Origin of the sequence: Flavimobilis rhizosphaerae (assembly GCF_014852685.1) — a bacterium.
GTDB lineage: Bacteria > Actinomycetota > Actinomycetes > Actinomycetales > Cellulomonadaceae > Flavimobilis > Flavimobilis rhizosphaerae.
The window spans coordinates 55,999-82,262 of record NZ_JACZDF010000005.1; the positions used below are offsets into that span (position 1 = coordinate 55,999).

Annotated in this window: 20 protein-coding genes and 2 tRNA genes; 17 read left to right on the plus strand and 5 right to left on the minus strand. The window is 73.6% G+C overall.

The features are described 5' to 3' along the window. Window positions 1–25: 25 nt before the first annotated feature. The 9 genes from IGS67_RS10015 (at window position 26) to IGS67_RS10055 (ending at window position 12,659) form a co-directional block, all read left to right on the plus strand. A complete protein-coding gene (locus IGS67_RS10015; RefSeq protein ID WP_192280342.1) occupies window positions 26–832 on the plus strand; it encodes a Crp/Fnr family transcriptional regulator in 807 nt (268 codons plus the stop codon). 126 nt (window positions 833–958) lie between these two features. Beyond that, a complete protein-coding gene (locus tag IGS67_RS10020; RefSeq protein WP_192280344.1) occupies window positions 959–1,966 on the plus strand; it encodes a hypothetical protein in 1,008 nt (335 codons plus the stop codon). Beyond that, complete coding sequence (locus tag IGS67_RS10025; protein ID WP_192280347.1) at window positions 1,963–3,720, plus strand: Y-family DNA polymerase; 1,758 nt, start codon at window positions 1,963–1,965, stop codon at window positions 3,718–3,720. Before IGS67_RS10020 ends, IGS67_RS10025 begins: the two co-directional genes overlap by 4 nt. Further along, window positions 3,713–7,006, plus strand: coding sequence for an error-prone DNA polymerase (locus IGS67_RS10030; RefSeq protein WP_192280348.1), 3,294 nt, complete (start codon window positions 3,713–3,715; stop codon window positions 7,004–7,006). The genes IGS67_RS10025 and IGS67_RS10030 overlap by 8 nt, the downstream gene beginning before the upstream one ends. A 121-nt stretch (window positions 7,007–7,127) precedes the next feature. Continuing rightward, window positions 7,128–7,212 (plus strand) — tRNA-Leu (locus IGS67_RS10035). A 52-nt stretch (window positions 7,213–7,264) separates the two neighbouring features. Further along, window positions 7,265–7,349 (plus strand) — tRNA-Leu (locus tag IGS67_RS10040). Between the two features lie 140 nt (window positions 7,350–7,489). Continuing rightward, window positions 7,490–9,196, plus strand: a complete 1,707-nt coding sequence (locus IGS67_RS10045; RefSeq protein ID WP_192280351.1) for a PP2C family protein-serine/threonine phosphatase — start codon at window positions 7,490–7,492, stop codon at window positions 9,194–9,196. 54 nt (window positions 9,197–9,250) lie between these two features. Continuing rightward, window positions 9,251–11,326 (plus strand): M3 family metallopeptidase, encoded by a 2,076-nt coding sequence (locus tag IGS67_RS10050; RefSeq protein ID WP_192280354.1) that lies wholly within the window; start codon window positions 9,251–9,253, stop codon window positions 11,324–11,326. Between the two features lie 7 nt (window positions 11,327–11,333). Continuing rightward, a complete protein-coding gene (locus tag IGS67_RS10055; RefSeq protein WP_192280357.1) occupies window positions 11,334–12,659 on the plus strand; it encodes a M20/M25/M40 family metallo-hydrolase in 1,326 nt (441 codons plus the stop codon). Between the two features lie 37 nt (window positions 12,660–12,696). On the opposite strand, the gene IGS67_RS10060 is transcribed toward IGS67_RS10055, so the two are convergent. After that, window positions 12,697–12,936 (minus strand): DUF5703 family protein, encoded by a 240-nt coding sequence (locus tag IGS67_RS10060; RefSeq protein ID WP_192280360.1) that lies wholly within the window; start codon window positions 12,934–12,936, stop codon window positions 12,697–12,699. A gap of 68 nt (window positions 12,937–13,004) precedes the next feature. Here IGS67_RS10060 and IGS67_RS10065 point away from each other — a divergent pair, with 68 nt between their 5' ends. Continuing rightward, window positions 13,005–13,352 carry a primosomal protein gene (locus IGS67_RS10065; protein ID WP_192280362.1) on the plus strand — a complete coding sequence of 116 codons (348 nt, stop codon included), beginning with the start codon at window positions 13,005–13,007 and terminating at the stop codon, window positions 13,350–13,352. 141 nt (window positions 13,353–13,493) lie between these two features. Here IGS67_RS10065 and IGS67_RS10070 read toward each other — a convergent pair whose 3' ends face one another. Next, window positions 13,494–14,459, minus strand: a complete 966-nt coding sequence (locus IGS67_RS10070) for an aldo/keto reductase (protein WP_192280365.1) — start codon at window positions 14,457–14,459, stop codon at window positions 13,494–13,496. Window positions 14,460–14,534: 75 nt separating this feature from the next. Between IGS67_RS10070 and IGS67_RS10075 the strand changes: the two genes are divergently transcribed. Both IGS67_RS10075 and mshC read left to right on the plus strand, forming a co-directional pair. Next, entirely contained in the window at window positions 14,535–15,404 is an 870-nt protein-coding gene (locus IGS67_RS10075) for an undecaprenyl-diphosphate phosphatase (RefSeq protein WP_192280368.1), read from the plus strand. A gap of 42 nt (window positions 15,405–15,446) precedes the next feature. Next, window positions 15,447–16,733: a cysteine--1-D-myo-inosityl 2-amino-2-deoxy-alpha-D-glucopyranoside ligase gene (gene mshC / locus IGS67_RS10080; protein WP_192280371.1), complete on the plus strand. Its 1,287-nt coding sequence runs from the start codon at window positions 15,447–15,449 to the stop codon at window positions 16,731–16,733. A gap of 135 nt (window positions 16,734–16,868) precedes the next feature. On the opposite strand, the gene IGS67_RS10085 is transcribed toward mshC, so the two are convergent. Then, on the minus strand, window positions 16,869–17,816 hold the full coding sequence (locus tag IGS67_RS10085; protein WP_192280374.1) for a TIGR03560 family F420-dependent LLM class oxidoreductase: 948 nt from the start codon (window positions 17,814–17,816) through the stop codon (window positions 16,869–16,871). A 49-nt stretch (window positions 17,817–17,865) separates the two neighbouring features. Beyond that, a complete protein-coding gene (locus IGS67_RS10090) occupies window positions 17,866–18,750 on the minus strand; it encodes a PAC2 family protein (RefSeq protein ID WP_192280377.1) in 885 nt (294 codons plus the stop codon). Window positions 18,751–18,926: 176 nt separating this feature from the next. Between IGS67_RS10090 and IGS67_RS10095 the strand changes: the two genes are divergently transcribed. Continuing rightward, on the plus strand, window positions 18,927–19,649 hold the full coding sequence (locus IGS67_RS10095) for an HAD family hydrolase (RefSeq protein ID WP_328742348.1): 723 nt from the start codon (window positions 18,927–18,929) through the stop codon (window positions 19,647–19,649). 18 nt (window positions 19,650–19,667) lie between these two features. Here the strand turns inward: IGS67_RS10095 and IGS67_RS10100 are convergent, their stop codons facing one another. Next, the gene (locus tag IGS67_RS10100) at window positions 19,668–20,516 is read right to left on the minus strand and encodes a RecB family exonuclease (protein ID WP_192280380.1); all 849 of its coding nucleotides are present in this window, start codon (window positions 20,514–20,516) and stop codon (window positions 19,668–19,670) included. Window positions 20,517–20,569: 53 nt separating this feature from the next. On the opposite strand from IGS67_RS10100, the gene IGS67_RS10105 reads away from it, so the two are divergent. The 4 genes from IGS67_RS10105 (at window position 20,570) to dop (ending at window position 26,224) form a co-directional block, all read left to right on the plus strand. Beyond that, window positions 20,570–21,799 carry a site-2 protease family protein gene (locus IGS67_RS10105; RefSeq protein WP_192280383.1) on the plus strand — a complete coding sequence of 410 codons (1,230 nt, stop codon included), beginning with the start codon at window positions 20,570–20,572 and terminating at the stop codon, window positions 21,797–21,799. An 11-nt stretch (window positions 21,800–21,810) separates the two neighbouring features. Further along, the gene (locus IGS67_RS10110) at window positions 21,811–22,881 is read left to right on the plus strand and encodes a tRNA (adenine-N1)-methyltransferase (RefSeq protein ID WP_192280386.1); all 1,071 of its coding nucleotides are present in this window, start codon (window positions 21,811–21,813) and stop codon (window positions 22,879–22,881) included. 62 nt (window positions 22,882–22,943) lie between these two features. Continuing rightward, window positions 22,944–24,566: a proteasome ATPase gene (arc, locus tag IGS67_RS10115; protein WP_192280389.1), complete on the plus strand. Its 1,623-nt coding sequence runs from the start codon at window positions 22,944–22,946 to the stop codon at window positions 24,564–24,566. Window positions 24,567–24,589: 23 nt separating this feature from the next. Then, complete coding sequence (gene dop / locus IGS67_RS10120) at window positions 24,590–26,224, plus strand: depupylase/deamidase Dop (protein ID WP_192280393.1); 1,635 nt, start codon at window positions 24,590–24,592, stop codon at window positions 26,222–26,224. Window positions 26,225–26,264: the final 40 nt, after the last annotated feature.

A 26,264-nucleotide genomic window follows, 5' to 3' on the forward strand; every position in this document is an offset into this window, starting at 1 on the left:
GCAGGACGACCAGGTCGGAGGACGGATGGCACCCCCCGAGCGCGAGCCACGACGCACCGCCGCGGGCGCGCCGCCCTCCGTCGGGCCCCGCCGGACCATCCCGCTGCAGGAGATCACCCTCCCGCACGAGTGCCCACGCCCCGTCCGAATCCACGTGCTCTCCCGCGCCCCGTACTTCGTCGGGCTCGACGAGGCGGCGCTCGACGCCGTCGACCGCCGCATGCGCACCCGCACGTACGCGGCCGACGAGCCCGTCTACCGCGCGGGGGAGCCGGCCGACGCGCTCTACGTCGTCGCCGAGGGCCGCGTCCGCGTGTCCCAGGCGACGGCCGACGGCACCGAGACCGTGACCGACGTCCTCGTGCCCGGCGAGCTCTTCGGCGCGATGGGCACGCTCGGCGAGCCCTCCCACCTGCAGTCCGCGTCCGCGCTCGTCGGCTCGTGCATCCTCCGCATCGGCCAGGGCGACTTCCGGCAGGTGCTGCTCGAGCAGCCCCAGGTCGCGCTCCGCGTGCTCGACGACGTCGCCGCGCGGCTCGCCCGCGCCCACACCGACATCGGCGGGCAGAGCACCGAGACCGTGCCGCAACGCGTCGCCCGCGCCCTGCTGCGTCTTGCGGACAAGCTCGGCGAGGACCGGGGCCCGCGCGGCGTCATGCTCGAGGTGCCGCTCTCCCGCGCCGACCTCGCGGGGCTCGCGCGCTCCACGCCGGAGTCCGTCTCCCGCGTCATGAGCCGCTGGAAGAAGGACGGGATCGTCGACTCGGGCCGCCGCTGGACGTCGCTCCTCGACCGCCCCTTCCTCGAGGAGGTCGCGGCCGGGCGCGGCTGAGCGGCACCCGCCCGCGCCGTGCCTGACACCGTCTCGCGGCCGTGGCCGCGAGTGTCGGTCGCAGGGGGTACCGTCCTCGACGTCGAACATCTGTTCGATATGCTGGAGGGGACGGAAGGACGGACCATGGCGACTGCAGCTGCGGCCTCTGCAGGGACCGACCGCGCAGCACGCGCGCTCGCGGCCCTGCGCACGGCCGAGGAACGCACGGGGGCACGACGCGTGACGCTCACGGACGTCGCGCCCGTCGTCGTCGGGCACTCGCGCGGGGCCGCCCGGAACGCTGCGCCAGCACCGCAGCAGCAGGATCCCGTCCACCGCCCGGCAACCTCCATGACCCGCACGCCCCAGCGCGCACCCGCACCACCCCTCGGCGTCCGCACCGCCGAACGCCCCCCGCTGCCCGTGCCGCCCGCGCTCGCGGACGTCCTGCCCGAGGGGCTGCGCCGCGGCACCGTCACCCAGGTGACGGGCTCGGCCGCCCTCGTCCTCGAGATGCTCGCGCACGTCGAGACGCAGCGGGTCGCGCTCGGCGACGAGCCGTGGACGGCCGTCGTCGGCTGCCCGGCCCTCGGCCTCGTCGCGGCCGCCGAGGCCGGCGTGAGCCTCGACCGGCTCCTCCTCGTCCCCACGCCCGGCCTCGAGGCCGCGACCGTCCTCGCGGCCCTCGTCGACGGCGTCGACATCGTCGTCATCGGTGACGTCGGCCTCACCGAGGCCGACCGTCGCCGGCTCGTCGCCCGTGCCCGCGAGCGTGGCGTCGCGATCCTTGCCGTGCGCCCCTGGCCCGGGGCGCGCGCCGTCCTCGAGGTCACAGGCGTGCGCTGGCGCGGCATCGGTGCGGGGGAGGGGCGGCTGCGCTCGCGGGAGCTCCACGTCGCGCGGGTCGAGGCCGGCCGGACGCGTCGTGCGCACGTCGCGCTCGTCTTGCCGGCCCCGGGCGACGGCTACGACGTGACGACGCCCGACGTCCGCCCCGGCGCCGTGCCTGCCACCGCGACCGACGCTACGAGCCGGACGTCGTCTTCGACCGAACCCGCGACGCCCGGTCGTGAGGGCCTGCCCGCGCAGGCCACCGGGCCCACCCACGATCAGGGGATCCTCCCGCTGAGGCCCGTCGAGCGTGTCGCATGAGCGCTGTCGCAGCCGCGTCCACCCCCGGGGCCGCCCCGACGGAGGTCACGCGGACGGCCGTCGTCTGGGTGCCCGACTGGCCCGTCGTCGCAGCCGCCACGGCGGCCGGGCACTCGCCCGCCGTGCCCGTCGCGGTGCAGGACGCTCGCGGGATCGTCGCGGTCGGCCCCGCAGCCCGCCGCGCGGGCGTGCGTCGCGGCATGCGGCGCCGTCACGCGCAGGAGGCCTGTCCCGGGCTCGTCCTCCTGCCTGTCGACGACGCACGAGACGCACGCGGTTTCGAGCCCGTCGCGGCCGCGGCCGAGGAGGTCGTCGCGGGGCTCGAGGTCGCGCGGCCCGGGCTTCTGCTCCTGCCCGCGGAGGGCGCTGCGCGCTTCCACGGTTCCGAGGACGAGCTCGTGCGGCTCCTCGTCGAGCGCGTCGCGGACGCGACGGGGCACGAGTGCCGCGTCGGCATCGCCGACGGCGTGCTCGCCGCCGTCCTCGCGGCGCGTGAGGACCGGCTCGTGGCGCCCGGGCGCAGCGCGGACTTCCTCGCGCCGCGGCCGCTGCGCGACCTCGTCCACGTCGCCGTGACGCCCGAGCGCGCCACCGCGCTGCTCGAGCTCGTCGATCTCTGGGACCGGCTCGGTGTGCGCCGGGTCGGGGACCTCACGGCGCTCGACGCGCACGCGGTCGCCTCACGCTTCGGCGCCGAGGGCGTCTGGGCGCAGCGCGTCGGCCGCGGCGAGGACCTGCGACCGCCCGCACGGCGGCGGCCCGAGGCCGACGTCGAGGCGACGTGCGAGCTTGACCCGCCAGCCGTCCGCGTCGACACCGCGGCGTTCGCGGCGCGCCGGCTCGCGGCCGAGCTGCACGCCGCGCTCGTCGCCCGTGGGGCGACGTGCGCGCGCCTGCGCATCGCCGCACGGCGCGGCGACGGTCGTGAGCACGTGCGGACGTGGCGCACCGACGACGCGGCGCTCGGCGGGCTCACGGCCGCCCGCATCACCGACCGGGTGCGCTGGCAGCTCGAGGGCTGGCTGACGTCCGACGCGCCGGACCCCGCGGACGAGCACCCGAGCGGGGACGACGCGGCAGGCATCGTCCGGCTCACGGTCACCGCGGAGGACCTCGTCGACGCGGGGCAGCACCAGGAAGGACTGTGGGGCTCGGCTCAAGGCTCGTCGCTGCGGGCCCTGCGGGCGCTCGACCGCGTCCAGGGGCTGCTCGGCGCCGACGGTGTCCTCGCGGCGCGCCTCCAGGGCGGCCGCACGGCGCGCGACCGCGTGAGCGTCGTCCCGTGGGGCGAGGAACCGCCGCCGCTGCGCCCGCTCGACCGGCCGTGGCCCGGCTCGTTGCCCTCGCCCGCCCCGGCGCGCGTCCTGCCCGAGCCCGTCGAGGTGCGCCTGCTCGACGCGTCGGGCCGTCCCGTCGTCGTCGACCGTCGCCTCGCCGTCTCGGGGGAGCCTGCGCACGTGCGGGCGCTGCCGCCCGCACCCGCGGAGGACGGGCCGACGACCGTCGGCCGGCACGGTCATACGGCCGGCCGCCCTGCGGCCCGCCCGCGTCGGGCAGCGGTTCCGCCTGAGGTTCCCGTGGGCGAGGTCGTCGCGTGGGCGGGGCCCTGGCCGCTCGCGCAGCGGTGGTGGCGCGAGGACGCAGAACGGCTCGTCCACGTCCAGGCCGTCGTCCGCACCGCCGACGACGACACCCCGGCTGTGCTCCTCGCGGGCTCGGCCGGTCGTTGGTGGTGGGAGGCCAGCTATGACTGAGCCGCGCTACGCCGAGCTCCACGCGCACTCCGCGTTCAGCTTCCTCGACGGAGCGAGCCAGCCCGAGCAGCTCGTCGCCGAGGCCGCGCGGCTCGGCCTCGAGGCGCTCGCGCTCACGGACCACGACGGTCTCTACGGGGTCGTGCGCTTCGCGCAGGCCGCACGCCGCGCAGGTCTCCCGACGGTCTTCGGCGCCGAGCTCCACCTGCCTGCGCACCGTCCCGACGGCCCGCCGGTCCTCGAGGCGCCGACGGGCGTGCCCGACCCCCGCTCCGAGCACCTTCTCGTCCTCGCGCGCGGGGCCGACGGCTACACGGCGTTGTCCGCCGCGATCGCGGACGCGCATCTCGCGACAGGGGCCAAGGGGCTTGCGCGCTACGACCTCGAGGACCTCGGGGCGCGGGCCGACGGCCGTTGGCTCGTCCTCACGGGCTGCCGCAAGGGCGCGGTGCGGTCGGCGCTCGCGTCGGGCGGTCCCGCAGCTGCGCGGCGTGAGCTCGACCGGCTCACGGCGGCGTTCGGGCGGGACAACGTCGCGGTCGAGATCACCGACACGGCGGACCCGCGCGACCCTGAGCGCAACGCGCTGCTCGCGGCGCTCGCCGCGGACGCGGGCCTGCCGCTCGTCGCGACGGGCGCGGTCCACCACGCGACGCCCGCCGAGGCGCCGCTCGCGGCGGCGCTCGGCGCGATCCGCGCGCGCAGCTCGCTCGACGATATGGACGGCTGGCTGCCGGGTGCCCCCGCCGCGCACCTGCGTTCGGCGCACGAGATGCTCGCGCGCCACCGTGCGCACCCGCAGGCGGTCCTCACCGCCGCAGAGCTCGGCCGGGAGTGCGCGTTCGACCTCAGCCTCGTCGCACCGTCGCTCCCGCCGTACCCCGTGCCCGCGGGGCACGACGAGGCCTCCTGGCTGCGCGAGCTCGTCCGTCGGGGCGCGCTCGAACGCTACGGCGAGCCGGGCACCGCCCGGGCCGAGCGTGCGCGGCTCGTGCTCGAGCACGAGCTCGAGGTCATCACGGCGCTCGGCTTCCCCGGCTACTTCCTCATCGTCAGCGACATCGCGACGTTCTGCCGCGAGCAGGGGATCCTCGCGCAGGGTCGCGGCTCGGCCGCGAACTCGGCGGTCTGCTACGCGCTCGGCATCACGGCGGTCGACGCGGTCGCGCACGGCCTGCTCTTCGAACGGTTCCTCGCGCCCGAGCGTGACGGCCCGCCGGACATCGACGTCGACATCGAGTCGGGACGTCGTGAGGAAGTCATCCAGCACGTCTACGAGCGGTTCGGCCGGCGTCACGCGGCGCAGGTCGCGAACGTCATCTCCTACCGGCCGCGCTCGGCGGTGCGGGACGCCGCGCGCGCGCTCGGGCACGACGTCGGGCGGCAGGATGCCTGGAGCAAGGGCATCGAGCGCTGGGGGAGCCTGCGCGGGCCCGAGGACGACAGCCCGTGGTGGACGGTGAGCCGCGGCGGGCCGGTCGCGGCGGTCCCGGTGCCGGGCGACCCCGGGGCGGTGCTGAGCGACGACGGGCGTGACGTCGTGCCTGCCGTGAGACCGCCGTCCGCGGCGTCGGAAGGCACGATCCCGGAGGACGTTCTCGACCTTGCCGAGCAGTTGCTGCGACTGCCGCGTCACCTCGGCATCCACTCCGGGGGCATGGTGCTGTGCGACCGGCCGGTCGTCGAGGTGTGCCCGGTCGAGTGGGCGCGCATGCCGGGCCGCACGGTGCTCCAGTGGGACAAGGACGACTGCGCGGACGCGGGCCTCGTGAAGTTCGACCTGCTCGGTCTCGGCATGCTCACGGCGCTGCGGCTCGCGTTCGAGCAGGTCGCCGAGCACGAGGGCGTCGAGCTCACGCTCCACGGTCTGCCGCAGGAGGATCCGGCGGTGTACGACCTGCTGTGCGCGGCGGACACGGTCGGGGTGTTCCAGGTCGAGTCGCGGGCGCAGATGGCGACGCTGCCGCGGCTGCAGCCGCGGACGTTCTACGACATCGTCATCGAGGTCGCGCTCATCCGGCCCGGTCCCATCCAGGGCAACTCGGTGCACCCGTACATCAACCGTGCGCGGGGCCGGGAGGACGTCACTTTCCTCCACCCGCTGCTCAAGAACTCCCTGGGCAAGACGCTCGGCGTACCGCTGTTCCAGGAGCAGCTCATGCAGATGGCGATCGATGTCGCAGACTTCACACCTGCCGAGGCCGACCAGCTCCGTCGCGCCATGGGATCCAAACGTTCCGCCGAGCGCATGGAGGCTCTGCACGCGCGGCTGCTCGCGGGCATGGCGGCGAACGGCATCTCGCGGGAGGTCGGCGAGCAGATCTTCGACAAGCTCAAGGCGTTCGCTGACTTTGGCTTCCCCGAGTCGCACGCCTACTCGTTCGCGTACCTCGTCTACGCGAGCTCGTGGCTCAAGGTGCACCATCCGGCGGCGTTCTACGCGGCGCTTCTCGCGGCGCAGCCCATGGGCTTCTACTCGCCGCAGTCGCTCGTCGCGGACGCGCGTCGGCACGGCATCACGGTGCTGCGCCCGGACGTCACGCGCTCAGGCGTCGAGGCGCGCGTCGAGCGGTGCGAGGACGGGGCGCTCGGGGTGCGGCTCGGGCTCGCGAAGGTGCGGGGCGTGGGGGAGGACGTCGCGGGACGGATCGTCGCGGAGCGGGAGCGGGCGCCGTTCGTCGACCTGCCGGACCTCGCGCGACGCGTCGGCCTCACGGTCGCGCGGCTCGAGGCGCTTGCGACCGCGGGTGCGCTCGACGCGTACGCGGGCTCGCGGCGGGCTGCGCTGTGGGCGGCCGCCGCAGTGGCGCAGGAGTCGCCCGCGACGCTCCCGGGGGTGAGCGTCGGGGTCGAGGCTCCGACGCTGCCGGGGATGAGCGAGGTCGAGCGGTCGGTCGCGGACGTGTGGGCGACGGGCGTCTCGCCCGAGGAGTACCCGACGCAGTTCGTCCGCCCCGGGCTCGACGCGGCAGGCGTCCTCACGGTGGGTGCGGCGACGGTCCACGAGGCAGGACGTCGGGTCGCCGTGGCGGGGGTCGTCACGCACCGGCAGCGTCCTGGGACGGCGCGCGGTGTGACCTTCCTCTCGCTCGAGGACGAGACGGGGCTGCTCAACGTCGTGTGCTCGCCGGGGCTGTGGCAGAGGCACCGGACGGTCGCACGGTCGGCTGCGGCGCTCGTCGTGCGGGGGCGGCTCGAGCGTGCGGACGGGGCGACGAACCTCGTCGCGGAGCACCTCGCGCCGCTGTCGCTCGCGGTGCCGTCGCGCTCGCGTGACTTCCGTTGAGGAGGCCCGACGCACCTGTGCCGAGGGGCGGTGAGGGGCTCTGGTGCCGATGTGATTTCTGGGCTCCGGCCGTGCTATGTTCTTCCAGCACCGAGCGGGGGTCACCTCGCGAGGGTCACCTGTCCGGGTGGCGGAATGGCAGACGCGCTAGCTTGAGGTGCTAGTGCCCTTTATCGGGCGTGGGGGTTCAAGTCCCCCTCCGGACACTCGCTGAGACAACTGAACAACCGCACGGCTTTCGGGCCGTGATGGTCACCTGTCCGGGTGGCGGAATGGCAGACGCGCTAGCTTGAGGTGCTAGTGCCCTTTATCGGGCGTGGGGGTTCAAGTCCCCCTCCGGACACTCGTTGAGACAGCGACGCGAAGCGGATCCAGGTTCACCTGGGTCCGCTTCGTCGTTCCCCCGAACGAGCGCTGGCTGCACTCACGACAGGACGGTGGACCGTCTCGCGCCGCGCGACCGTTTCGTGTTGACTGGCCCACGTGACCACGGCAGACACGAACCGGGGGGCGTCAGGCTACGTCGTGCGGCCCTGGCTCGGGCCGCAGCCGAGCGACGACCCCGAGCTGCAACGCTATGCGGTGCTCGCGTCGCTGTGCGTCGGCGACGGAGCAGCTGCGGTCCTGCTCCCCGAGCCGGACGGAGCCCGGGTCGCAGCCGCGTCGACGATCGACGACGGCGCGTCGGGCACGCTGCGTTCTGATCTTGCGTACGAGTCGCTCCGGACGGGACGGCTCGTCGTGCTCACGCCCGCGGAGTCCGCGGTCTCGCGGCCCGAGCAGCCGGTGGGGTTCGTCGCGGTGCCCGTCACCACCCCGGAGGGGGCGCGGGTCGCGGTGCTCTTCGCGCAGACGCTCGTCGAGGTCCAACCGAGCCAGGTGAGGGCTCTCGGCGAGCTCGCGGTGCTCCTGGCCGCCTACCTCGGGTCGCGCACGTCGTTGCGGCGCGCGGTCGAGGCCGAGGCCGAGCTCCAGGAGATCACCCGCATCAATCGCATCCTCCTGGCGTTCTCGGAGGCGCTCGCGCGGACGAGCACGGTCGACGAGACCCTCCAGGTCGTGCGCGATCTCGCGACGACGCAGCTCGAGGCCAGCTGCTGCACCGTCGTCCTCGAGAACGACGGACGGTTCGACTCCCTCGACCGCCGCGGGCTGCCCCTCGACAGGCCTCTGCACTACACAGAGCTCGCGCCAGGCGCGGACCACCCCGGCCCCTACGCGGTCGCGACCGGTGAGGGTGTCTTCCTCGACGACCGTTCGGCGCTCGCCGAGCGGTTCCCAGGGCTCGCAGAGGGCGCCTCCGCCCACGTCGACGGCGAGGCCTACGTGCCTCTGCGCGTCGGACGGAGGACGGGCTGGCTATGGCTCGGCTGGGCGGGGCCGCACCACACGTTCGCGCGGACGCGCCGTATGAAGCTGGCGCTCGCGCGGTACGTGGGACAGGCGATCGAACGTGTCGAGCTCGTCCAGGCGCGCGACGCGGTCGCGCGCACGCTCCAGGAGGCGATGCTCACGAGTCTCCCGACGGTCCCGGGGCTCGAGCTCGCCGCACGCTACGTCCCTGCGGCCGAGGACCAGCAGGTGGGCGGGGACTGGTACGACGCGATCCACTCGTGCGGCGTCACGACGGTCGTCATCGGCGACGTCGTCGGGCACAACATCGCTGCGGCGACGCGCATGGGGTCGCTACGGTCGATCCTTCGTGGCTTCGTCGCGGACCGGGTCCAGACGCCGGCGCAGCTGCTCGAGCGGCTCGACCACGCCAACATCGCGCTCGGCACGGGAACCATGGGCACTGCGCTCGTCGCACAGCTGCGTGGCGGCTTCGATGAGGACGGGTCGGCCCGGGTGACGTGGTCGAGCGCCGGTCATCTTGCGCCGGTCGTCGTCGGTGCCGACGGGACGACGCGCACGTTCGAGGGAACGAGCGACCTCATGCTCGGCGTCCTCGAGTACGACAGGCACGACCACGCGGCGACGCTCGCGCCGGGGGAGACCCTGCTGCTCTTCACGGACGGCCTCGTCGAGCGTCGAGGTGAGCCGATCGAGGAGTCCTTCGTGAGGCTCGCGGGCGTGCTCGGCGGCGTGGGTCAGGCGCCGGTCGGTGACCTGCTCGACGTCGTGCTCGCCGAGATGGAGGCGACGGGCGAGCGCGACGACATCGCTGTCCTCGCGGTCCGGCCCGTCTGACGCGACCGCGCGCCGTCCGTGCGGAGCAGCCCCGATCGCTGAGAGACTGGGGTCATGACCGCTCTTCCGCTCGACGCGACGAACCCTCTCGCCCAGCCCTCCACGCTCCCGTACGGCCTTCCCGACTTCGCGCGCATCCGGCACGAGCATCTCGCTCCGGCGATCCGCGCGGGCATGGCGGAGGAGCGTGCGGAGGTCGAGGCGATCGTCGCGGACCCGGCTGCCCCGGACCTCGTCAACACGCTCGAGGCGCTCGAGCGCTCGGGCGAGCTGCTGCACCGGGCGCTCGTCATCCTCGACCTGCTCCTGGGCGCGGACTCGACCGAGGCACTCGAGGACCTCGAGGCCGAGCTCACGCCCGAGCTGTCGGCGCACCACGACGCGATCGCGATGCACGCGGGCCTGCAGGTGCGGGTCGCCGCGCTCGACGCCCGCATCGCTGCTGGCGAGGTCGAGGCGACGGACGCGGACCGCCGAGCGGTCGAGACGCTGCTGCGCGACTTCCGTCGGGCAGGCGTCGACCTTCCGGACGAGAAGCAGGAGACGCTGCGGGCACTCAACTCGCGCATCGCGGAGCTCGAGGCGGCGTTCGGCAGGGTCGTGCTCGCGTCGGGCAACGAGGGTGCCGTGCTCGTCACGGAGGTCGCAGAGCTCGAAGGTCTCGCACCGGACGCCGTCGCGGCCGCGGAGGCCGCAGCGCGTGAGGCCGGGCACGAGTCCGGCTGGCTGCTCACGCTCCAGCTGCCGACCGAGCAGGGCGTCCTCGCGTCGCTCAAGGACCGTGGCCTGCGCGCGCGCATCCACGAGGCGTCCGTGACGCGTGGCACGCACGAGGGCACGGACTCGCGGGCGACGCTCCTCGAGCTCGCCCGGCTGCGTGCCGAACGTGCCCAGCTCCTGGGCCTGCGGGACCATGCGTCCTACGCGACCGAGGACGCGACGGCACGCACGCCCGAGGCGGTCGCGGAGATGCTCGAGCCGCTCGTGCCCCGGGCGGTCGCGAACGCGCGCGCCGAGCACGCCGACCTTGCAGCGGCTCTGGTCGCGGACACGGGTGCGACGGACCTCGCGCCGTCGGACCGTGCCTTCTACGCGGAGCACCTGCGGCGCGAGCGGTACGCGCTCGACGACGCGGCCCTGCGCCCCTACCTCGAGCTCGATCGGGTGCTCAACGACGGCGTGTTCGCCGCGGCTCACGAGCTCTTCGGCATCACGCTCGTCGAGCGCACGGACCTCGTCGGCTACCACCCGGAGGTGCGCGTGTGGGAGGTGCTCGACGCCGACGGCTCGGGGCTCGGGCTGTTCCTCGGCGACTTCTTCACGCGGCCCTCGAAGCGGGGCGGCGCGTGGATGGACAACCTCGTCGACCAGTCGCACCTCCTCGGGCAGCGTCCCGTCGTCTACAACGTCCTCAACGTGCCGCGCCCCGCGGCGGGGGAGCCCGCGCTGCTCACGTGGGACGAGGTCATCACGGCGTTCCACGAGTTCGGGCACGCGCTCCACGGCCTCCTCTCCAACGTGCGGCTGCCCTCGCAGTCGGGAACGTCCGTGCCGCGCGACTTCGTCGAGTTCCCGTCCCAGGTCAACGAGATGTGGGCGTGGCACCCGGACCTGCTCGCGCGCTACGCGCGTCACCACGCGACGGGGGAGCCGCTGCCTGCGGAGCTCGTCGCGACAATGATCGCCGCGCGCGGCGAGGGCGAGGGCTTCGCGACGACCGAGTACCTCGGCGCGGCGCTGCTCGACCAGGCGTGGCACCGCCTCACCCCGGAGGAGGTTCCGACCTCGGTCGACGACGTCCTCGGCTTCGAGGACCGCGCGCTGCGCGGGCTCGGCCTCGACCCGGACCTCGTGCCGCCGCGCTACCGCTCGACGTACTTCAACCACGTCTTCGCGGGCGGGTACTCGGCCGCGTACTACGGGTACATCTGGTCGGAGGTGCTCGACGCCGACACGGTGACGTGGTTCGAGGAGAACGGCGGGCTCACCCGCGCGAACGGTGAGCGGTTCCGGCGCGAGCTCCTCGCGCTCGGCGACTCGACCGACCCCGTGGGCGCGTTCGAGAGGCTCCGTGGCCGGCCGGCGTCGACGACGCCGCTGCTCGTACGTCGCGGTCTCGCGGACGCGTGAGACGATGATGACGACGACGGGTCAGTACCCTCGTGCGGAGGACGAGGTCCTGCGCATCTGCCGCGACCTCGTCCGCATGGACACGAGCAACTACGGCGACGGCTCGGGGCCGGGTGAGCGTGAGGCGGCCGAGTACGTCCAGGCGCTCCTCGAGGAGGTCGGGCTCGAGGTCACGTACGTCGAGACGGAGCCGCGGCGCGCGAGCGTCGTGGCCCGCTGGGCGGGGACGGATCCGGACGCGCCCGCGCTCGTCCTCCACGGCCACACCGATGTCGTTCCGGCCCGTGCCGAGGACTGGACGTACGACCCGTTCGGGGCCGAGGTCGTCGACGGCATGGTGTGGGGACGCGGCACGGTCGACATGAAGGACATGGACGCGATGATCCTCGCGGTCGTCCGCGAGATGATCCGCGACGGCGTGCGGCCCCGTCGGGACGTCGTCCTCGCGTTCTTCGCGGACGAGGAAGCAGGCGGCGTCCACGGCGCGCAGTGGCTTGTCGACCACCGTCCCGAGCTCTTCGCGGGAGCGACCGAGGCGGTGAGCGAGGTCGGCGGCTACTCGGTCGACGTCGCGGGACAGCGTGCCTACCTGCTCCAGACGGGGGAGAAGTCGCTTGCGTGGCTGCGGCTCGTCGCCGAGGGGCGTGCGGGGCACGGCTCGCAGGTCAACGCGGATAACGCGGTGACGCACCTCGCGCGCGCGCTCGCGCGCATCGGCGACCACGCGTGGCCGCTCGAGCTCACGGGCACCGTCGACAAGCTGCTGCGTGGCGTCGCGGACCTCACGGGCCTGCCTTTCGACCCCGACGACGAGGGCACGATTCCGGCACTCCTCGACGCGCTCGGCCCGGCCGCGCGCTTCGTCGGGGCGACGCTCCGCGGCTCGGCGACGCCCACGCAGCTCGACGCCGGGTACAAGGCGAACGTCGTGCCGACGACGGCGACGGGCGTCGTCGACGCCCGCTTCCTCCCCGAGAGCCACGACCCGTCGATGGCGGTCCTGCGGGAGCTGGCGGGTGAGCACGTACGCATCGAGCCGATCCACGAGGACATCGGGATGGAGGTGCCGTTCGCGGGTGACCTCGTCGACACCATGGTCGCGTCGGTCCTCGCGGAGGACCCGGGCGCGACGGTCCTGCCGTACCTGCTCTCTGCCGGCACAGACAACAAGTCCCTCGCTCGCCTCGGCATCAACGGCTACGGCTTCGTCCCGTTGCGGCTGCCTGCGGATCTCGACTTCCCGGGCATGTTCCACGGGGTCGACGAGCGGGTGCCGGTCGAGTCGCTCGAGTTCGGGGTGCGGGTCCTGCGTCGGATGCTCACGCACCTGTGAGGTGCACGCCGGCGTCCTCAGGTCGTCGGCGCGGGCCTCAGGCGAGGTCGAGGGTCGAGCGGGCGCGGATGATGCGCCGCCGCAGCCAGACGGTGCGGGAGCCGCCGACGTAGAGGATCGTGCGCGCGAGCTCCCAGCGGCCCTGCTCGGCTTCGTCGAGCAGGAGGCGCCGCAGCTCGGCGCGGGAGACGTCGCGGCCGACCTTGAGGACGCGGTGCTCGTACTCGCCGGTGCGGGGCACGGGACGTGCGGCCTGGGTGGTGGTGGCGTTCGACATGCGGCCTCCTGAGGTCCGGGACGGGTATCCGACTGCCATTGTGCACGTCGGCGCGTTACGGTTCAGGCATGACCGTCGACCCGCGTGATGCCCTGGCCCGTCTCACCGCTGCCTTCGAGGCGCACCTGCACGCTGTCGTGAGCCGTCGCACCGACGACGACCCGGCGGTCGACGAGGCGTACTACGTGCTCGCCGACGCGTTCGACGTGTATGACGACGCGCTCGCGACGGAGTTCGGCGAGGCGCTCCCGTTCTACGTCGTCGACGACGATGATGACGACGATGACGACATCGACACAGACGACGATGACGACGACGACAGCGACGAGGACGAGGACGAGGACGACGACGAGGACGACGACCTCGAAGGTCTCTCCGAGGACGACCTCAACGACGTCGCCCGTCCTGACCGCTGAGCCGCCCGGACCGCTGAGCCGTCAGGCGGCTGAACCGCGACGGCTTCTAGGCCGCGACGCTTCTGAGCGCCGACCCGCGCGGCGCACCTCGCATGAGAGCCCCCGGCCACGGCCGGGGGCTCTCATGCGAGGCACCGACGGTCAGCGGCGCTCGGGGTAGCCGAGCGCCGGGGCGCTCACCTCGTCGAGCGCCGACGCGACCTCGGCCGGCAGCACGAGGTCGACGGACTCCAGCGCGGCCCGCAGCTGGGCGGGCGTGCGCGCGCCGACGAGCGCGGACGCGACCGTCGGCCGTCCGAGGAGCCAGGCGAGCGCGACCGCGCCCGGGGTGCGCCCGAGCCCGTCGGCGGCGATCGCGACGGCGTCGACGACCGAGCTCGCGCTCTCGTCGAGGTAGGGCGCGACGAACCCTGCGAGGTGCGCGGACGCGGCGCGCGAGTCCGCGGGGATGGTGCGCCGGTACTTGCCGGTAAGGACGCCGCGACCGAGCGGGGACCACGCGAGGAGGCCCGTACCGAGCGCAGCGGCGGCCGGCACGACCTCGCGCTCGACGCCCCGTTCGAGGAGCGAGTACTCGACCTCGACGGCCGCGAGACCCGTCCCCGAAGCCTCGAGGAGCGTCGCGGCGCGTGCCTGGCTCCACCCAGGGTGGTTGCACAGACCCACGTAGCGGGCGCGCCCAGAGTCCACGGCACGACGCAGCGCGTCGACCGTCTCCTCGAGCGGTGTGCGGGGGTCAGGCGCCTGGACGAGCAGAACGTCGACCCGATCCGTCCCGAGTCGGCGCAGCGACGCGTCGAGCGAGTCGAGGATCGCGCCGCGGCCCGCATCGAGCACGTTCCCGCGCGACGTCGTGCGCGTGCCGGCCTTCGTCACGAGGACGACGTCGTCGCGCGCACCCGTCGCGGCGAGCAGCTGGCCGATGACCTCCTCCGAGCCGCCGTCCGCGTAGGAGGCGGACGTGTCGATCGTCGTGCCGCCCGCGTCGAGGAAGTCACGCAGGAGCTCGGCGGCGTCGTGCTCGTCGGTGTCACGCCCCCACGTCATCGTGCCGAGCCCGAGGGCCGAGACGCGCAGGCCAGTGCTGCCGAGGGAACGGGTGTCCATGCGGGGAAGGTTATCGTCCCATGTCCGACCACGGGGGGAGGCCGCACGCGCGTCCCACCCCTAGTGTGGTCTCCCGTGAACGCATGGGAAGCCCTCGTCCTCGGCCTCGTCCAGGGACTCACCGAGTTCCTGCCCATCTCCTCGTCGGCGCACCTGCGGGTCGTCGGCGAGCTCATCGGGGACGTCGATCCCGGGGCCGCGTTCACGGCGATCACGCAGATCGGCACGGAGGCCGCGGTCCTCCTGTACTTCCGCAAGGACATCGCACGGATCGTCAACGCCTGGTGGCGCGCGCTCGTGGGGCGCAACGGCACCTCGGCCGCCGCCCGCTTCGGTGCGGGCGACCCCGACGCCCGCATGGCGTGGTGGATCGCGCTCGGCTCGGTGCCGATCGTCGTCGGCGGCCTGCTCCTCGAGGACGCGATCGACACGTCGCTGCGCAACCTGTGGATCACGGTCGGCACGCTCACCGTCTTCGGCATCCTCCTCGGCGTCATCGACCGTGTCCGGCCCCAGGAACGTGAGCTCACGCAGCTCACGGCGGGGCACGCGGTCGCGTTCGGCTTCGCGCAAGCGCTCGCGCTCGTCCCAGGCGTCTCGCGATCGGGCGGCACGATCACGATGGGCCGCCTGCTCGGCTACACGCGCGAGGCGGCGGCCAGGTACTCCTTCCTCCTCGCGATCCCCGCGGTCCTCGGCTCGGGGCTCTACAAGCTCGTCGGCTCGCTCGACGAGTTCGGGCAGCCCGGCACGCCCGGAGTCGGGGCGACGCTCCTCGCGACGGTCGTCGCGTTCGTCGTCGGGTACGTCGTCATCGTGTGGTTCCTCAAGCTCGTCTCGACGCGTTCGTACCTGCCGTTCGTCGTCTACCGGATCCTCTTCGCGGGCGTCGTCGTCGCGCTGCTCCTCGGGGGCGCGCTCACGGCGGCAGGCACAGGGGTCTGACGAGCGGCTGACCTTGGCCGTCGGTGGGGCTAGGCTGGGCCGGTGCATGCTTGGCCGACCCCGTACATCCCCGCCCTCCCGTCGACACGCGGGGCCGAGACCCCGCCGACGCTGCTCGACACCGGCAGCGGCGACCGCGTCCAGCCGGTCGACGGCACGGACGCGGGCCTCTACGTCTGCGGCATCACGCCGTACGACGCGACGCACATCGGTCACGCGGCGACGTACGTGACGTTCGACGTCCTGCTGCGCACGTGGCGCGACGCGGGGCTGCGCACGACGCTCGTCTCCAACGTCACGGACGTCGACGACCCGCTTCTCGAGCGTGCGGCGGCGACGGGCGTCGACTGGCGCGACCTCGCGGCCGAGCAGATCGCGCTCTTTGGCCGCGACATGACGGCGCTCGGCGTCATCCCGCCCGACCTCTACCTCGGCGTCGTCGAGACGGTTCCTCAGGTCGCGGACGCGGTCGAGGCGATGCTCGCCTCGGGTGCCGCCTACCGTGTGCCCGTCGACCCGGCGGAGTCCGTCGTCGACGGCGACACGCTCGGCGACGTCTACGCGGACCTCTCGCGCGACGACGCGTTCGGGACGGTCGCGCACCTCGTGCGGGCCCAGCAGCTCGACCTCTTCGCCGAGCGCGGCGGCGATCCGAGCCGCCCAGGCAAGCGCGACCCGCTCGACCCTCTGCTGTGGCGTCGTGAGCGTCCCGGTGAGCCCGCGTGGGACGCGGGGACGCTCGGCCGCGGACGTCCTGGCTGGCACGTCGAGTGCGCGGTGATCTCGCGGGCCGGCCTCGGTGACCGCATCCATGTCCAGGGTGGGGGCTCGGACCTCCTCTTCCCGCACCACGAGATGACGTCGTCGCACGTGCGGATGCTCGGCGGCCAGGCGGCTGTCGTCAACGTGCACGCAGCTCTCGTCGCCTACGAGGGCGAGAAGATGAGCAAGTCGCTCGGCAACCTCGTGCTCGTCTCACGGCTCGTCGCGTCGGGGGTCGATCCCATGGCGGTACGTGTCGCGCTTCTCGCGCACCACCACGGCGCCGAGTGGGAGTGGTTCGACGCGGACCTCGCGGCCGCGACGACGCGCCTCGAGCGGTGGCGCGAGGCGGTCTCGGGCAACGGCGGGCCGGACGCGACGGACATGCTCGTCGAGATCCGCGCGGCCCTGCGCGACGACCTCGACACGCCGCGGGCGCTTGCCGCGGTCGACGCGTGGGCCGAGCGCGCGGTGACGGAGTCGGCGCTCAGCGACGTCGACGTCGTCGAGGGCGCCCCGGGCGTCGTCGCTCGCGCGCTCGACGCGCTGCTCGGCGTCCGCATCTAGCCGTCCCCGGACGTGTAGGTCCCGAGCATCGCCCGCCGGTGCTGGAGACCTACGAGTCGCGGGCGACACCCGACTCGTAGGTCCCGACCACCGTTCGATGGTGCTGGGGACCTACGACTCGTGCGGCGCCTCGCGTCAGCGAGCGTTCGCGCGGGGGAGGACCTCGCGGGCGACGAGCTCGAGCAGGTCCGGGTCCCCGAGGTCCAGGACCTGCAGGTAGAGCCGCTCGACGCCCATGCCGCGCAGCGCGTCGATGCGTTCGGCCGCTTCGTCGACGGTTCCGCACACCCCGTGCTCGCGAAGTTCGGCGGGCTCCCGCCCGATCGCGTCCGCGCGCCGGCGAAACTCTGCCTCGTCTCGGCCGACGGCGCACACGAGCGCGACCGAGCAGAGCAGGTCGCCGTCGGGCCGCTCGGCCGCGGTCGCAGCCTCGCGGATCGTCGCGAACCGCGCGGGGATCGCATCGATCTCGGGGAAGGACGCGTTGTACTCGGCGGCGAAGCGCGCCGCGAGCTCGGGCGTCCGACGCGGCCCGGACCCGCCGACGATGATCGGCACCCCGGGCGCACCGCCGCGGCCGGCCCGCTGGACCGGCGTCGCGAGACCGGGGGCGTCGACGAGGGTGACGTGCTCGCCACGGAACGTGAACGTCGCGTCGGACGGCGTCGCCCACAGCCCGGTGACGACCTCGAGGTGCTCGGCGAGGATCCCGAAGCGTCGGGCCGGGAACGGCAGGCCGAACGCCTCGTGCTCGCGTGCGAACCAGCCCGCGCCGAGCCCGAGCTCGACACGGCCGCCCGACATCTGGTCGACCTGCGCGACCTGGACGGCGAGCGCACCCGCGTGCCGGAACGTCACGGGGCTCACGAGCGTCCCGAGCCGGATCGTCGTCGTGTCGCGGGCGAGGCCCGCAAGCGTCGTCCACGCGTCCGTCGTGCCGGGGAGCCCGTCGGTGCCCATGGGCAGGTAGTGGTCGGACCGGAAGAAGGCGTCGAAGCCGAGGGCCTCGGCGGCGAGGGCGGTGCGCAGGAGGTCGTCGTACGACGCGCCCTGCTGGGGCTCTGTGAAGATGCGGACGTCCATGCGTCCCACGGTAGGCGACGGCGGGGCGCCATGTGCCCCAGCGCAGCCGTCAGGCCGCTGGACCTCCCGGACGCGTGGGCCCGTCGCCCTTCCCGTCCTCACGACGGCGCAGGTAGCGCTCGAACTCGCGCGCGATCGCGTCGCCGCTCGCCTCCGGCAGGTCGACGGCGTCCTTCGCCGCCTCGAGCTGCGCGACGTACTCCGCGATCTCCTCGTCCTCGCCCGCGAGGACGTCGACGCCGTCCTCCCACGCGCGTGCGTCGTCGACGAGGTCGCCGAGCGGCACCGTGATCCCGAGGAGCTCCTCGAGCCGCGAGAGGATCGCGAGCGTGGCCTTGGGCGACGGCCCGTGCGCGACGTAGTGGGGGATCGCGGCCCATACGGAGAACCCGTGCATGCTGTGCGTGCGCGCAGCGGCCTGGAGGACGCCGACGATGCCGGTCGGCCCCTCGTACGTGCTCGACGGGAGGTCGAGCATCGCGCGGGTTGCAAGGTCGTCGCTCGTGGCCGTCACGGGGATCGGGCGCGAGTGCGGGACGTCGGCGAGGAGGCCGCCGAGCGTGACGACCGTGCCGACGCCGAGCGAGTCGGCGATGCGCAGGACCTCGGCGCAGTACGTGCGCCAGCGCATCGACGGCTCTGTCGCGTGGACGAGCACGAGGCGACGGGTACCGACGGTCACGGTCGCGAACGTCGTCGTCGGCCACGTGAGGGAGCGCGAGCCGTCCTCCTCGGTCGCGACGACGGGCCGGTTGACCTGGAAGTCGTAGAACTCCTCGGGGTCGATGTCGGCGACCTTCGTCGCGCCGAGGTGCTCGACGAGGTGGAGGACGGCCGCGGTCGCGGCTCCGCCCGCGTCGTTCCAGCCCTCGAAGGCCGCGACGAGGACGGTGTCCCGCGCTGGGGGCTGCTCGGGAAGGTCGGTGCTGTCCATCCTTCCAGCCTAGGCGGTCGACCGCGTCGAGTGCCGTGGCCCGGCGAGGTCCACCGCGTCGCCGGTGTGACCGACGTCGCCCGTCCGCAGGGTGGGGAAACCGCTCCCGACCCCCCGCACCCGGGCTAGGGTCGCGAGGGTGACGCGGTCGGGGGGACCGCAGGAGGAGGTAGGACGTGCAGGATGCGACGCTCGCGCCCACGCTCATCGACGCCCCGGGTCTCGTGCCCGAGGCCGTGCTGTGGGACATGGACGGCACCATCATCGACACGGAGCCTTACTGGCTCGCGTCCGAGGCGGCGCTCGTCGCCGAGCACGGCGGCACGTGGTCGGACGCCCAGGGCCTCGAGCTCGTCGGCATGAACCTCCTCGACAGCGCGGTCGTCCTCCAGGAGCACGGCGTCGCGCTCTCGCGCGAGGAGATCGCGGACGACCTCACGCGTCGCGTCGCGGCGCTGCTCGCCGCCGAGGTGCCGTGGCGCCCCGGGGCGGCCGAGCTCCTCGCCGACCTCCGTGAGCGTGGGGTGCCGTGCGCGCTCGTGACGATGTCCTACCGCGAGATGGTCGAGCACCTCCTCGAGGCCCTGCCCGCGGGAACGTTCGAGGTCGTCGTCACGGGCGACGAGGTCGAGCGCGGCAAGCCCGACCCCGAGCCCTACCTGCGTGCGGCCGAGCTGCTCGGCGTCGACGTGGCCCGCTGCGTCGCGATCGAGGACTCGCGTCCCGGTGTCGCGTCCGCGCTCGCCTCGGGGGCCGCGACGATCGCGGTGCGCGGGCACGTGCCGGTCGTGCAGCACCCCGGGCTCAGCCGGATCCGGTCGCTCGAGACGCTCGACGTCGGCCTGCTCGGCCACGTCCTTGCGGGCGGGATCGTCGACGACCTCGGCGACGACGAGTAGCACCGTCCGCCTGCGCGCTCAGATCCCGAGCGTGAGCGGCACCGCCCCGGTGGGGAACTCCGGGGGCGTGCCGTCGAACGCGGGGCACAGCGTCCTATGGGCGCACCAGTCGCACAGCTTGCTCGTCCTCGGCCGGAACTCGCCCTCCTGCGCGTCCCGGACGATCGCGTCCCACACCGCGCGGATCTTCGCCTCCGTGCGCTCGAGATCTCCGGGCGTCGGCACGTTCCGCTGGACCTGCCCGTCGCCGAGGAACACGAGCTGCAGCATCGCGGGCATCGTGCCGCGTGAGAGCAGGACGACGAGCGCGTAGAAGCGCATCTGGAACGCGACTGACTCGCCGTACTGCGGGCGCGGTGCCTTGCCGGTCTTGTAGTCGACGATCCGCACCGCGCCGTCGGGTGCGACGTCGACGCGGTCGACGATGCCACGCAGCAGCGGGCCGCCCTCGAGCTGTGCCTCGAGCGTGATCTCCCGCGCCCGGGGCTCGAGCCGCATCGGGTCCTCGAGCGTGAAGTACCGCTCGACGAGCGCACGCGCCGAGCCGAGCCAGGCGTCGACCGCCGCGTTGTCGTCGAACATCCCCGCGTACTCGGGCCGCCGCTCCCGCAGGTCGTCCCAGGCACGCGGGAGCAGCTCGAGCGCGAGGCCCGGGGTGCGTTCCGCTGCCGGGACGTCGAAGATCCCCTCGAGCACCGAGTGCACGAGCGTCCCACGGGCTGCTGCCGGGCTCGGCGCCTCCGGGACACGGTCGATCGTCCGGAGCCGGAAGAGCAGCGGACACTGCTGGTAGTCGTTCGCGCGCGACGGTGAGAGCGCGGGCGCACGGCGTGCACGGGGCGTGTCGACGGGGGCCGAGGAGATCATGCCTCCACCCTAGGGTTCGGGTCGGACACCCGGGTGCGCCTAGTCTGCTCCCTGTGGAGGAACGCAGCGGGACCCGAGGTGGGGGCAGCCGTCCGGCCGGAGGGCTCGTCGTCGGACGTGTCGCCGGTGCGCCCGTCGTCGTCGACGCGTGGTGGCCGCTCGGCGCGCTCGTGCTCGCCGCGGTCTACGTACCGACCGCGACGCGGGTCGCCCACCCGCTCGACGGGCTCGCGGCGGTCGGTCTGCCGACGGGCGCGGTCGTCGCGCTCATGACCGTGGCGTTCGTCGTCCTCCTGCTCGGCTCGGTCGCGCTCCACGAGGTCGCGCACGCGCTCGTCGCGCGCGGGCACGGCCATGCAGTGCGATCCGTGACGCTCACCGCCTGGGGCGGCCGCACGACCTACGACCCGCGTGGCACGACCCCGCGCAGCCACCTGCTCACCGCGCTCGCAGGTCCGGCCGTCAACGTCGCCCTCGCCCTCGCGCTCGGCGGTCTCGCGGCCGCGCTCGGCACGACGGCGACGACCGCGTGGGGATTCGTCGTCGTCCAGGTGCTTCTTGCGGGTGCCGCAGCGAACGGTGTCGTCGCCGTCGTCAACCTCGTGCCCGCGCTGCCCTACGACGGCGGTGCGGCTCTCGAGGCCGTCGTGTGGCGGCTCACCCGGGATCGTGCGACCGCGACGCGCGTCGCCGCGGCGAGCGGGTACGGCATCGCGGTCGCGATCGTCGCGGTCCTCGCCGCGTGGTGGCTGCTCGCGCAGAGCTCGCCGCCCCCGCTCGTCCTCGCGTGGGGCCTCGTCCTCGCGGTGCTCGTCTGGCACGGTGCCAGCCGCGCTGCTGCGTCCGCCGTGCCGGCGGCGCGGGCGGCGACGCTCGACCCCGCGAAGCTCGTGCGTCCCGTCACGGTCGTCGCGCCGGACGCGACGATCGATGCCGCGCTCTCGACCCTCCTCGCGGACGGGGTGCGTGCGGTCGTTGTGCCCGACGCTCTCGGTCGGCCGATCGCGTGGGCCGACGGGGCCGCGCTTGCTGCTGCGCCTGCCGAGCGACGCGCGTGTCACGTGCTCGAGGTCGCGACCGCGCTCGCTCCGGCGGGCCCCGTCGACGCGTCCCTCACGGGGATCGACCTCTTCGACGCGGTCCGTGCGGTCGCGGACGCCCCGGTGATCGTCGCCGTGCGCCACGGGCGCGTCGTCGGGCTCATCGTCGTCGCCGAGGTCGTCGCGGCGCTCCGCGCGCCCTCGCGCCGGACGCCGCGCAGCGACCGGCCGCAGGACAACTAGACTCCTGCCTCGTGACCGACGCGAACCCCACCCCGACCGAGACCCCCGCCACGACTGACGACGCCACGCCCCGTGCGCTCGTCCGCCCCGTCGCGGACTCCGCGGCGGAGGCCACGGGAGCGGCCGTCCGCCGCGGCCCCTTCCGCGCGGGCGAGCGAGTCCAGCTCACCGACCCCAAGGGCAAGCTCCACACTGTCGTCCTCAAGGAGGGCGGCCAGTTCCACACGCACCGCGGCTACTTCCGCCACGACGACGTCATCGGTGCTCCCGAGGGCTCGGTCGTCGTGACGACCTCGGGTGTCGAGTATCTTGCGCTCCGTCCGCTGCTGAGCGACTACACGCTTTCGATGCCGCGAGGCGCGGCGGTCGTCTACCCCAAGGACGCGGGCCAGATCGTCGCGATGGCGGACATCTTCCCGGGTGCGCGCGTCATCGAGGCAGGTGTCGGCTCGGGTGCGCTCACGCTCTCGCTCCTGCGCGCCGTCGGTGACTCCGGATCGGTCCACTCGATCGAGCGGCGCGAGGACTTCGCACAGATCGCGCGCGGCAACGTCGAGCAGTTCTTCGGCGGGCCGCACCCCGCGTGGTCGCTCACGGTCGGCGACCTCGCGCCGACGCTCCCGCTCGTCGCGGGGCCGGGCGAGGTCGATCGCGTCGTCCTCGACATGCTCGCGCCGTGGGAGAACATCGACGAGGTCCACACGGCGCTCACGCCCGGGGGTGTGCTCGTCTGCTACGTCGCGACGACGACGCAGCTCTCGCGGCTCGCGGAGGACCTGCGCTCGCACGGTGGTTTCGGTGAGCCCGAGGCCTTCGAGACGATGATCCGTGGCTGGCACCTCGAGGGCCTCGCGGTGCGCCCCAACCACCGCATGGTCGGGCACACTGGCTTCCTCCTCACGGTGCGCCGCATGGCGGACGGCGTCGAGGCGCCCGAGCGCAAGCGACGCCCGTCGAAGGGTTACACACCTGCGACGACGGACGACTGGTCGCCCGAGGACGTCGGCGAGCGTCCGGTCTCGGACAAGAAGATCCGTCGCGTCCGTCGCGATGTGGGACGCGGGCCCGACGCCGAGGACTGAGCACTAGGGTCGGAGGGAGAGGGCCGCTGCCCGGCGGCCCGTGCCCTGCAGGAGGTGCGACGATGACCGAGCCCGGCCGCCCCGACGACCAGCTCGCGCTGCTCGCCGCGCGCAACGACCGTCTCGTCGACGCCCTTACTCGGGCGCGCGAGCAGATCGTCACGCTCAACGCCCAGCTTGAGGACCTCGCGCGCCCGCCGGGCACGTTCTGCGTCTTCGTCGAGGCCGTCGACGCGTCGTCGGTGGTCGTCCTCCAGCAGGGACGCAAGATGCACCTCGGCGTCGGGCCGGGCATCGACACGGCGGCGCTGCGCCCGGGCCAGGAGCTCGCGCTCAACGAGGCGATGGTCGTCGTCTCCGCGGGCGGTTACGAGCCCGTCGGCGAGGTCGTCACCGTCAAGGACACGCTCGACGACGGGCGTCTCGTCGTCGTCGGTCGCTCGGACGACGAGCGCGTGGTGCGCGCCGCCGGCTCCCTTGAGGGCGTGCGTGTGCGCGTGGGTGACACGCTCGTCGCCGACACGCGTACGGCGTTCGTCTTCGAGGTCGTGCCGCGGGCCGAGGTCTCCGAGCTCGTGCTCGAGGAGGTGCCGGACATCTCCTACGAGGACATCGGTGGCCTCGCCTCGCAGATCGAGACGATCCGCGACTCGGTCGAGCTCCCGTTCGACCACCCTGACCTCTACCGCGAGCACGGGTTGCGCCCGCCCAAGGGCGTCCTCCTCTACGGACCCCCCGGCTGCGGGAAGACGCTCATCGCCAAGGCGGTCGCGGCGTCGCTCGCGCGGCTCGTCGCGGCGCGCGAGGGCGGTGGCGAGGTCCGCTCGTACTTCCTCAACATCAAGGGTCCCGAGCTCCTCAACAAGTACGTGGGGGAGACGGAGCGGCACATCCGTTCGATCTTCGCGCGGGCCCGCGAGAAGGCCACCGAGGGCGCGCCCGTCGTCGTGTTCTTCGACGAGATGGAGTCGCTCTTCCGCACGCGCGGCACGGGCGTGTCCTCCGACGTCGAGACGACGATCGTCCCGCAGCTCCTTGCCGAGATCGACGGCGTCGAGCGGCTCGACAACGTCATCGTCATCGGCGCGTCCAACCGCGAGGACATGATCGATCCTGCGATCCTCCGGCCCGGGCGGCTCGACGTGAAGATCCGCGTCGAGCGTCCGGATGCCGAGGGCGCGCGTGAGATCTTCGGCAAGTACCTCACCCCGGACCTGCCGCTCCACGCGGACGACCTCGCCGAGCACGGTGGTGACGCGGCCGCGACCGTCACGGGGATGATCCAGCGCACCGTCGAGCGCATGTACGCGACCGACGACGCGAACCGCTTCATCGAGGTGACGTACGCGAGCGGCGACAAGGAGGTCCTCTACTTCCGGGACTTCGCGTCGGGCGCCATGATCCAGAACGTCGTCGACCGCGCGAAGAAGCACGCGATCAAGGACCTGCTCGCCTCGGGCGAGCGCGGCCTGCGTGTCGACCACCTGCTGCGCTCGCTCGGCGAGGAGCTCCGGGAGAACGAGGACCTGCCGTCGACGACGAACCCCGACGACTGGGCGCGGGTGTCCGGACGCAAGGGCGAGCGGATCGTCTTCATCCGGACGATCGTCCAGGACGAGAAGCAGGGCACCGAGAACCAGGCCCGCCCCGTCGAGGCGACGAGCCCGACGGGCCAGTACCTCTGAGCACGCCGAAGGGCAGGTCGCACGTGGGAGTCACGCGCGTCGTCGGGATCGAGACCGAGTACGGGGTCGTGTCCCCGGGCAACCCCGGAGCCAACGCGATCCTCATGTCGTCGCAGGTCGTCAACGCGTACCGGGCGCTCGCCGAGCTGCCGCGGCCGCCGCGCTGGGACTACCTCGACGAGGACCCGCTCGCGGACGCCCGCGGCTTCCACCTCGAGCGTGCGGCGGCGCACCCGTCGCTGCTCACGGACGACCCGTCGCGGCCGGCGCCGTCGGGCGACGTCCCCGCCGGCGACGCGGACGCGGGTGACTCCGTCGTCGCAGGTCCGGTGACGGGCATCGCGCGTCCGACGACACCGCTCTACGACGACCCGAGCACGTCGAACGCGATCCTCACGAACGGCGCGCGCCTCTACGTCGACCACGCGCACCCGGAGTACTCGGCGCCTGAGGTCCTCACGCCGCGCGAGTCCGTCGTGTGGGACGTCGCCGGCGAGCGAGTCATGCTGCGCGCGGCGCGCGAGCTCGCGTCCGCGGGCATCGACGTCGACCTCTACAAGAACAACGGCGACGGCAAGGGTGCGAGCTACGGCACGCACGAGAACTTCCTCGTCGACCGCGCGGTGCCGTTCGACACGCTCGTCGACGTCCTCACACCGTTCTTCGTCACGCGGCAGGTCATCGTCGGCTCGGGGCGCGTCGGCCTCGGCCAGCGCGGCGAGGAGGCGGGGTTCCAGCTCTCCCAGCGCGCGGACTTCATGGAGGCCGAGGTCGGCCTCGAGACGACGCTGCGCCGACCCATCATCAACACGCGCGACGAGCCGCACGCGGACCGCGAGCGGTGGCGCAGGCTCCACGTCATCATCGGCGACGCGAACCTCCTCGAGACCGCGACGCTGCTGAAGATCGGCACGACGAGCCTCGTGCTCGCTGTCGCCGAGAACCTCCACCGGCTCGGTCCCGCGACGGCGCGCCTCGCGGACCTGCAGCTGTGCGACCCGGTCGACGACGTGCGCACGGTGAGCCGTGACCTCGAGCTCGGGGCGCCGCTGCGCCTGCGCTCGGGCGGCACGGCGACGGCGCTCGAGGTGCAGCGTGCGTATCTCGCGGCGGCGCACGAGGTCGCGCACGTCGACGGTCCGCCGGACGCCGCGACGCGCGAGATCCTCGACCGTTGGGCGGATGTCCTCGACCGGCTCGGCCGGTCGCTCGCGGAGTGCGCGCGAGACGTCGAGTGGGTCGCGAAGCACCGGCTCCTCGACCGCATGCGGGAACGTGAGGGGCTCGGCTGGGGAAGCCCGCGGCTCGCGGCGTTCGACCTCCAGTGGGCCGACGTCCGGCCCGAGCGGGGTGTCTACCAGAGGCTGCTCGCCGCGGGGGCCCTCGACCGGGTGACGACGGAGGCCGAGGTCACGGACGCGGTGCACCACCCGCCGGTGAGCACGCGTGCGTACTTCCGCGGCGAGGTCGTCGCGCACTTCGGCCCGCACCTCGACGCTGCGAGCTGGGACTCGGTGGTCCTCGACGTCCCCGGTGCGCCTGCGCTGCAGCGCGTGCCGATGCTCGACCCTCACAAGGGGACGCGCGCGCAGGTCGGGCCGCTGTTCGACGCGTACGGCGGCGACGTCGGCGCGTTCCTCGCGGCGCTCCTCGCGTAGCGGACGCGCGCACCCGCGGCCCCTCACCTGTGGTGAGATG

What these genes read in the sequence shown, in the direction of transcription:
- IGS67_RS10015 (WP_192280342.1), top strand. Translation starts at nt 26, where the DNA reads ATGGCACCCCCCGAGCGCGAGCCACGACGCACCGCCGCGGGCGCGCCG.
- IGS67_RS10025 (WP_192280347.1), top strand. Translation starts at nt 1,963, where the DNA reads ATGAGCGCTGTCGCAGCCGCGTCCACCCCCGGGGCCGCCCCGACGGAG.
- IGS67_RS10020 (WP_192280344.1), top strand. Translation starts at nt 959, where the DNA reads ATGGCGACTGCAGCTGCGGCCTCTGCAGGGACCGACCGCGCAGCACGC.
- IGS67_RS10090 (WP_192280377.1), bottom strand. Translation starts at nt 18,750, where the DNA reads ATGGACAGCACCGACCTTCCCGAGCAGCCCCCAGCGCGGGACACCGTC.
- IGS67_RS10070 (WP_192280365.1), bottom strand. Translation starts at nt 14,459, where the DNA reads ATGGACACCCGTTCCCTCGGCAGCACTGGCCTGCGCGTCTCGGCCCTC.
- arc (WP_192280389.1), top strand. Translation starts at nt 22,944, where the DNA reads ATGACCGAGCCCGGCCGCCCCGACGACCAGCTCGCGCTGCTCGCCGCG.
- IGS67_RS10055 (WP_192280357.1), top strand. Translation starts at nt 11,334, where the DNA reads ATGACGACGACGGGTCAGTACCCTCGTGCGGAGGACGAGGTCCTGCGC.
- IGS67_RS10050 (WP_192280354.1), top strand. Translation starts at nt 9,251, where the DNA reads ATGACCGCTCTTCCGCTCGACGCGACGAACCCTCTCGCCCAGCCCTCC.
- IGS67_RS10065 (WP_192280362.1), top strand. Translation starts at nt 13,005, where the DNA reads ATGACCGTCGACCCGCGTGATGCCCTGGCCCGTCTCACCGCTGCCTTC.
- IGS67_RS10060 (WP_192280360.1), bottom strand. Translation starts at nt 12,936, where the DNA reads ATGTCGAACGCCACCACCACCCAGGCCGCACGTCCCGTGCCCCGCACC.
- IGS67_RS10030 (WP_192280348.1), top strand. Translation starts at nt 3,713, where the DNA reads ATGACTGAGCCGCGCTACGCCGAGCTCCACGCGCACTCCGCGTTCAGC.
- IGS67_RS10100 (WP_192280380.1), bottom strand. Translation starts at nt 20,516, where the DNA reads ATGATCTCCTCGGCCCCCGTCGACACGCCCCGTGCACGCCGTGCGCCC.
- IGS67_RS10085 (WP_192280374.1), bottom strand. Translation starts at nt 17,816, where the DNA reads ATGGACGTCCGCATCTTCACAGAGCCCCAGCAGGGCGCGTCGTACGAC.